We start from the raw sequence: 7325 nt of genomic DNA on the forward strand, positions 1-7325 counted from the left end.
AAAGCCTAAAAGTCTCTTACTATCCAATCTGCCAACAGCTTAAGCAGATGGAAATAGAAAAACCATTCTTGATTTTGATGAAAAATTGAATCTGCTGACCAAAATCATTTTTTAACAAAACGAATTTCGATAAGTTCATTGCTTATTGGATTTGTACAAGAGTCATAGATTTTATCAATCGAAAATTAAATTCAATAATCCCTATATTTAGTAAATTTGAAATTATATCAAAATAATCAATTCAATTATGGATCATAACAAAAATCAAAATGGTGGCGATTTGAGCAAGTGCCCATTTCACAATGGTCAACTCTCACAAGCGGCCGGTGCGGGACCCCGAAACCGTGACTGGTGGCCAAATCAGTTGAAGCTGAATATTTTGCGTCAGCATTCTTCACTTTCCAACCCAATGGGAGAAGATTTCAATTATGCTGAGGCGTTCAAGTCTTTGGACCTTGCCGAAGTAAAAAAAGATATTGCTGATGTACTTCAGACTTCACAGGACTGGTGGCCGGCAGATTATGGCAATTACGGACCATTAATGATCAGAATGGCTTGGCACAGTGCAGGAACTTACCGCGTTCAGGATGGACGAGGCGGCGCCGGATTTGGAACCCAACGTTTTGCTCCGCTAAACAGCTGGCCGGATAATGCCAACTTGGACAAGGCGCGTTTGCTTCTTTGGCCGATCAAGCAAAAATATGGCAAAAAACTTTCTTGGGCAGATTTGATGATTCTGACCGGAAACGTGGCCTTGGAAACAATGGGTTTTGAAACATACGGTTTTGCCGGTGGTAGGGCTGATGTTTGGGAGCCTGCGGAGGATGTTTATTGGGGTTCTGAAGGACAATGGATGGGTGATGATAAGAGATACAGTGGGGAGAGAGAATTAGAGCAGCCATTGGGAGCATCCCACATGGGTCTCATCTATGTCAATCCCGAAGGGCCACAGGGCAAGCCTGACCCACAGGGAGCGGCTTATGATATCAGAGAGACTTTTGGCCGTATGGCTATGAATGATTATGAAACGGTAGCCCTGATTGCAGGTGGACACACCTTAGGAAAGACTCACGGCGCAGCCGACCCAACCAAGTATGTAGGTCCGGAGCCGGAAGGTGCTACAATTGAAGAGATGGGCATGGGTTGGAAAAATTCTTTTGGTAAAGGAAATGCAGAAGATACCATCACTTCAGGATTGGAAGGTGCATGGACCACTACACCTACCAGATGGAGCAACAACTATTTTGAAAACCTATTTGGGTTTGAATGGGAACTGACCAAAAGCCCTGCCGGTGCACATCAGTGGAAGCCTGCCAATAACGGTGGAGCCGGTACTGTACCTGATGCCCACGATCCGAATAAGAAACATGCTCCATTCATGCTTACTACTGACATAGCATTGAGAGTGGATCCGATTTACGAGAAGATATCCAGACATTTCTTGGAAAATCCGGAGGAATTCAACGAGGCTTTTGCAAAAGCTTGGTTCAAATTGACCCACCGTGATATGGGACCAAAATCCCGTTATTTGGGTCCTGAAGTACCGGCTGAGGATTTGATCTGGCAGGATCCGATTCCTGCAGTCAACCATGAATTGGTAAATGAATCTGATATTATAGAATTGAAGAAAAATATCTTGGCCTCAGGATTGACGATTTCAGAGTTGGTTTCAACAGCTTGGGCTTCGGCATCAACTTTCAGAGGGTCCGATAAGCGAGGTGGTGCCAACGGTGCACGTATCCGTCTTGAGCCTATGAAAAATTGGGTAGCCAACAATCCAGCCCAACTTGCCAAAGTGTTGGGTACGCTTGGAAGCATTCAAGAGGAGTTTAACAGCACCCAGTCGGGAAACAAAAAAGTGTCACTTGCTGACCTTATTGTTCTTGGTGGATGCGCGGCCATTGAAAAAGCAGCAAAAAATGCCGGAAATGAAATTTCTGTTCCATTTACTCCAGGCAGAATGGATGCTTCTCAGGACGAAACTGAGATTGATTCTTTTGCTTTCTTAGAGCCCAAGGCTGATGGTTTCCGCAATTATTTCAATGCAAAAAACATGGCTTCTGCTGAAGAAATGTTGGTTGACAAAGCACAACTTCTGAACCTGACAGCTCCTGAAATGACCGTCTTGGTCGGTGGTCTTCGTGTCTTGAACACCAACTTTGATAAATCAAGGCATGGTGTTCTTACCCAGAATCCTGAGACTTTGACCAATGACTTCTTCCTGAATCTACTGGATTTGGGAACAACCTGGAGAGCGACTTCAGACACACAGAATTTGTTCGTAGGAAGCGACAGGATGACCGGAGAACCTAAATGGTCTGCTACCCGCGTTGATCTGATATTTGGTTCTAATTCAGAATTGAGAGCGGTTTCCGAGGTGTATGGATGTGCAGATGGCAAAGAAAAATTCTTGAATGATTTCGTTGCAGCTTGGAACAAGGTGATGAATCTTGACCGGTTTGACCTAGCGTAATATTTGGAAAGGTTTTATTTGATAGAAAGATGGCCCGGAAACGGGCCATTTTTTTTTGTTATGATTATGTGGATGAACCCACGCACAAAAATTAACTTTAAAGAGGTTCTTAAGGCAACATAAAATCAATTCCTCATTTTTAACAGCTACTTTTTTTCTTAGCAAAAAAAGTAGCCAAAAAAGCCAAGACGTGCAGCCGCACAATCTGGCTATTAAAACTCCCGTTTTAATCCCTTATCCACGCACAAGGCCGGTGCCGGCCCGGTCCGCCGTCCTTCCTCCACACCTCGAAAAAATGAGGTTCAGTTATGATTAAGAAATTTTTGAAAAAATCAGATACGTGAAGGATTCAGATACATATATTTTTAAGAATTTTTCTTGGTGGTATGGTCGATAAACCGCTGCTCAAATCCCGCATCCTCGGTTTTCATCCACACATCCCAAAAAGTGAAATACAGGCCATAATTGCATCGGTACCTGAGGTGGTGCAGGTCATGGTGCGTCGCTCCCACCATCCAGCGCGCAAGTGGGGAGCGCAAAGTTGAACTTGAATAGACTTCCACTCCGGCATGATTGATCACGGCTGTCACCGACATCGTCACCAACAAAGCCAATAAGACCGAAAAATGCATGGGGAGGAATAGTACAAGTACAGGTAGAAAAATAGCCTGAAGAAAAGCTTCTATCGGATGAAAAGAAAAGGAGGTAAATGAACTCGTATAAAGGCTGTTGTGGTGAATGTGGTGGAAATATCTAAGAACCTTTGGTTTATGCATCCATCTGTGCAGCCAATAGTAATACGTCTCATGGATAAACAGTGCCAAAAAAAAGCTAAGCGGTAGCCAAAGGATGTCCCAAGCAGAAAGCGCTGTGTACAATTGCGTATAGCCACGCTGCCAGAAAATCAGCATTACCGTCCCTGAAATAGCAAAAATGATTGCACCAAGAAAGGAATACCATATTTCTGTCTTGACCTGAGGCACCTTGACCTGCTGATGCAGCCTTCGATAAGGGAGGGCATCGCCGAGTTTCTTATAGACCAACTCATGGTACATCCAAGCCAAAAACAAGTACCTAAGGAAAATCCCTGCAAATAAAATCGAAAAAATCATGATAAAATTTCCGGCTAGGGAATAATCCGTAGCCAATAGCCAGTCTAAATTGAAATCCATTATTTGCAATTCATTAAACCGTGAATTTAAATAAAAATGCACGTTCGGAGTTTTTACTCATGGATTTTTCTTTGGGATTTCCAAAACTTATCGCATCGGGAAATAATACCTTGATGAAAACCAACAAGATTAAATTAGGTACGGCTTTTTATTTCTTTGTCGATTTTCATCATTTGGATTGAAATAATAGAAATCGAAATGATCAAGATTCCAATCCCGGTAATCCCAAGTGTATTGTTGGTATCCCAAGTTCCGTTGGAAAGCTTTACAATGAAATAGATCGCATAAAGCAATATCAAAATGCCAAGGACTGCAATTAAAACCCCCAAAGTCTTCTTTTGCTTGCCTAGTTCCTCTATGGAGTACTCTTTGGTTTCTTTGTTTTTCATTTTTATCAATTTAGAATACCTATCAATCTTTTTCAATTAAGATTTCCTTTGTTAAGAATGGAATCTGTTGGAAATTGTTTTATAAGTCAGTGTAGGTCAATCCAAACCCAAATGGGTATAGTGGATCTTTTGAATCATAGGGAAGGTCCTCACTTTGATTGAGTACAGCCGCCATAGAGGAAGGTAACTCAAACGGCAGTTTGCCTGTAGGTTTGAATTTTCCAAATATTAAATCCAAAATGACATCATCCTGACTGCTGAAATCACCGATCACAGCCTTACTTTCTTTGTTGATTTCAGGGAAAACAGCCGGACGTTCCAGGTTCATGACGGTAACAGTGGGCTTGGAAAGTATCAATTTCAATAACTTTTCTCTTTCCTTCTCAGGAAATTCGAGGCTTCCTTGGTGAAATATTTTCTCTACCAAATACCGCGCTGCGTCCGGGTCGTAGGGGGTATTCAGTTTCAATATGATGACATCAGCATCTTTGAGATCAGCAGTCATCCCTTCATATTTCTTAGACTCTTCCTCATCGAAACCTTGGAGGAAAATCTTTGTGGTGGGTGCTAATGGAAGGATATTGTTCTCGTTTTTTAACAAGACCAATGACCTTCTCTGCGATTCCCTTCCTTTCTCCTGAAACTGTTTATTGCCAAAGATAGAAATTGGTTCTTCGGTAAGGTATGGATTATCAAAAAGACCTAGTTTAAATTTCTCCTTTAGAATTCTCCTCACGGAAATGTCAATCCGTTCTTCACTGATTTGTCCTGAATTGACCAATTCCACAACCATTTCCGGGACTGCCTCTCCACCAAACATGTCACAGCCCGCATCGATGATCTTTTTCACGCGTTGCAGTTCGGTGAGATTTTCCACCCCATGGGCCGAGGCGGGTTTGCCCTCTAGCCACAATATATTCTGGTCAGTCACCAAGCCCCAATCGGTACATACAATGCCATCGAAATGATATTTTTCTCTTAACATTCCTGTGATGATTTCCTTGTTATAGCCAAAACCCACATCTTCACCGGTCTGACCCATCGGGATGCCATAGTAAGGCATAACCTGTGCTACATTGGCCGGAAATGCTCCCTTTTCGAAAGGAATCAAATGATAATCGAAATTATTTCCCGGATAAGCCTGTCTTCCCGGAGGGAAATGTGAATCTATCCCATCCTCCTGTGGTCCACCTCCGGAAAAATGTTTGACCATGCACTCTACGCTTTGGTCAGTGATGCTGTCACCCTGAAAACCTAAAATATAAGCCTTGGTCAGCATTGCGGACATTTCTGCATCTTCCCCGAAGGTCCCGTTGATTCTCCACCATCTCGGTTCGGTGGCTAGGTCTGCCATGGGAGAAAGCGTCAGACGATAACCGACAGCGAGGTATTCCTGTCGGGCAATGTCTCCAAATTCGCGCATCAGGACGGTATCACCAATGGCTGCAAAACCAGGGTAAGAGCACCATTTTGAAAAATAAGGAGTATAGATACTTGCTCCCGGTGCATTGGGTACGCCATGTCTTGGGTCAGTAGCATGCGTGACAGGAATGCCCAATCGGGTACGTTCCGCCAATTCCTGTATGTTGTTATTCCACTTTATCAACTCAATCGGTTCAGGTGATTGGAGGGTGTTAAAATGATTCATTTTCTTATTCACCACAAACTCTGAGTTGGCAGGAAACATGATCGAAAAAGGATTGAAAATGGTTTTGGATTCACTCAATTCACCCTTACTGCCAATACCAGTCATGGTAATAAACATGAGACCTGCTTTTTCTTCAAGATTCATCTGTGATAACAGGTCTTCTGTACGGGCCTCGACGGATTGACGGTGATCTTCATAAACATCGAGTTTTCCGTTTTTATTCAAATCACGAAATGACAGCCCATCAATCATCAGTTCCGTCGCTCTTGGTCCCAAATCTGCCATATTTCTTTTGGACGCAATACTTGAAGACACATACATGTAGGCAAGGCTGACCACGATTAAGCCCACAAAACCTAGAATGGTATAAAGGAATATCTTGAGTATTTTTTTCATATGAGGATGTCTAAAATTCTACTGTTACTTCAAATATTTTTTTCTCAGTCCTTTGTTAAGGCCTATTCAAATTGCTTTTTTGTCAGGTTATTGTTGAATTTGATATCAGTCCAATGGACATTTATCCAATCTTCGTTGAGGATTTCCCCATCCCAATTTGCTTTGGTATATTTCCTTTTGGTAGGAATGAGTAGACCATTAATATCCTCATATTCTACCTTCATCAAATTGGGGATTTCTACCACATTGAAATCAACAACTGTAAACAAAAACCGGTCAACCAGAGCCGTTTCTTTGTTGACATACAATTGATAAATATCAGTTGGCTTTCCATCTTCTGAGGTAAAGGTGATTTCCACGACATCATAAGAATTCCCATCAATAGTGGCTTCTTTGATGTATTTGTAATGAAGCCCCGGATCCAATAGCTTTTGAAACATGGTAAACCAGTAAAAATTGGTTTTCCTGTTAAAGGTTACTCTTTCGAGAGATTTCTCGTCCTTAATTGACGCTCCGTTGTTTTTTAGCCAAAAGGAATTCCCATCAAAGCCTTGTTCTATTCTTCCTTCCAAATCTGGAAATGTCCTTTCGTGTTTATCATAAGAACCATATGACAATTCCCCATCGAAAATATATTTCTCTGTAGAAATATCTTCTTTGCCATCGGGAGTGGTATAGGTGTAGGTATAGACCACATCTTTCAAAGAGGCAAGTTTTTCGTAGTTGCCTGCTTTTTGGGTCATTTTATACACGATTTCGTGGCCCTTGTTTTGAAATTCAATGGTAGCATCGGATTGGTCATTGGTGACGGAATTCCCTTGGCAAGACCACAAAAATGCGCAGGTAAGTAGGAGATATGTTGATTTCATGATTTTCTAAATTTATAGAATTTTAATTTTGAACCAATGAATAATCCGTGTTTCGTCACTTTGATCCGCCGCAGAGGATAAGAATGACGGCTGGATAGATATCCGCATCTTTGTGTAAATGTCAATTTTAAAAATTCAGGGTTACGCTTTTTCAATCAAGTCGCCTAATTTGTACCACTGCATACCTAAGACCTCAAAACAGGAACTCTTTTATCTATTTTGAAACAAGCTGGAATTTCCAAAGAGGATATCTGATTATTAGAATTTCAATAACTCCTCATCCACCATTTCCGGCAGCGTCACCTTCAATCCCGGAGTCCTTTCCATTTCTCTTTTGATTGCGAAAATCGCTTCTTTATTTCTGGCCCAGGCCCTTCT

Annotated in this window: 5 protein-coding genes; 1 reads left to right on the top strand and 4 read right to left on the bottom strand. The window is 41.9% G+C overall.

Going from position 1 to position 7325, the window contains the following annotated elements; all coding sequences use genetic code 11:
• The first annotated feature begins 247 nt into the window (after positions 1-247).
• A complete protein-coding gene (gene katG / locus ACZFYI_RS12710; protein WP_462524507.1) occupies positions 248-2473 on the top strand; it encodes a catalase/peroxidase HPI in 2226 nt (741 codons plus the stop codon).
• A gap of 365 nt (positions 2474-2838) precedes the next feature.
• On the opposite strand, the gene ACZFYI_RS12715 is transcribed toward katG, so the two are convergent.
• From ACZFYI_RS12715 to ACZFYI_RS12730, 4 genes are all read right to left on the bottom strand, one after another.
• Positions 2839-3645, bottom strand: a complete 807-nt coding sequence (locus ACZFYI_RS12715) for a sterol desaturase family protein (protein ID WP_462524508.1) — start codon at positions 3643-3645, stop codon at positions 2839-2841.
• A 134-nt stretch (positions 3646-3779) separates the two neighbouring features.
• Positions 3780-4034: a hypothetical protein gene (locus ACZFYI_RS12720; protein WP_462524509.1), complete on the bottom strand. Its 255-nt coding sequence runs from the start codon at positions 4032-4034 to the stop codon at positions 3780-3782.
• A gap of 79 nt (positions 4035-4113) precedes the next feature.
• The gene (locus ACZFYI_RS12725) at positions 4114-6078 is read right to left on the bottom strand and encodes a glycoside hydrolase family 3 protein (protein ID WP_462524510.1); all 1965 of its coding nucleotides are present in this window, start codon (positions 6076-6078) and stop codon (positions 4114-4116) included.
• A gap of 62 nt (positions 6079-6140) precedes the next feature.
• The gene (locus tag ACZFYI_RS12730) at positions 6141-6947 is read right to left on the bottom strand and encodes a hypothetical protein (protein WP_462524511.1); all 807 of its coding nucleotides are present in this window, start codon (positions 6945-6947) and stop codon (positions 6141-6143) included.
• Between the last annotated feature and the right edge of the window lie 378 nt (positions 6948-7325).

It is taken from the genome of Aquiflexum sp., assembly GCF_977115555.1.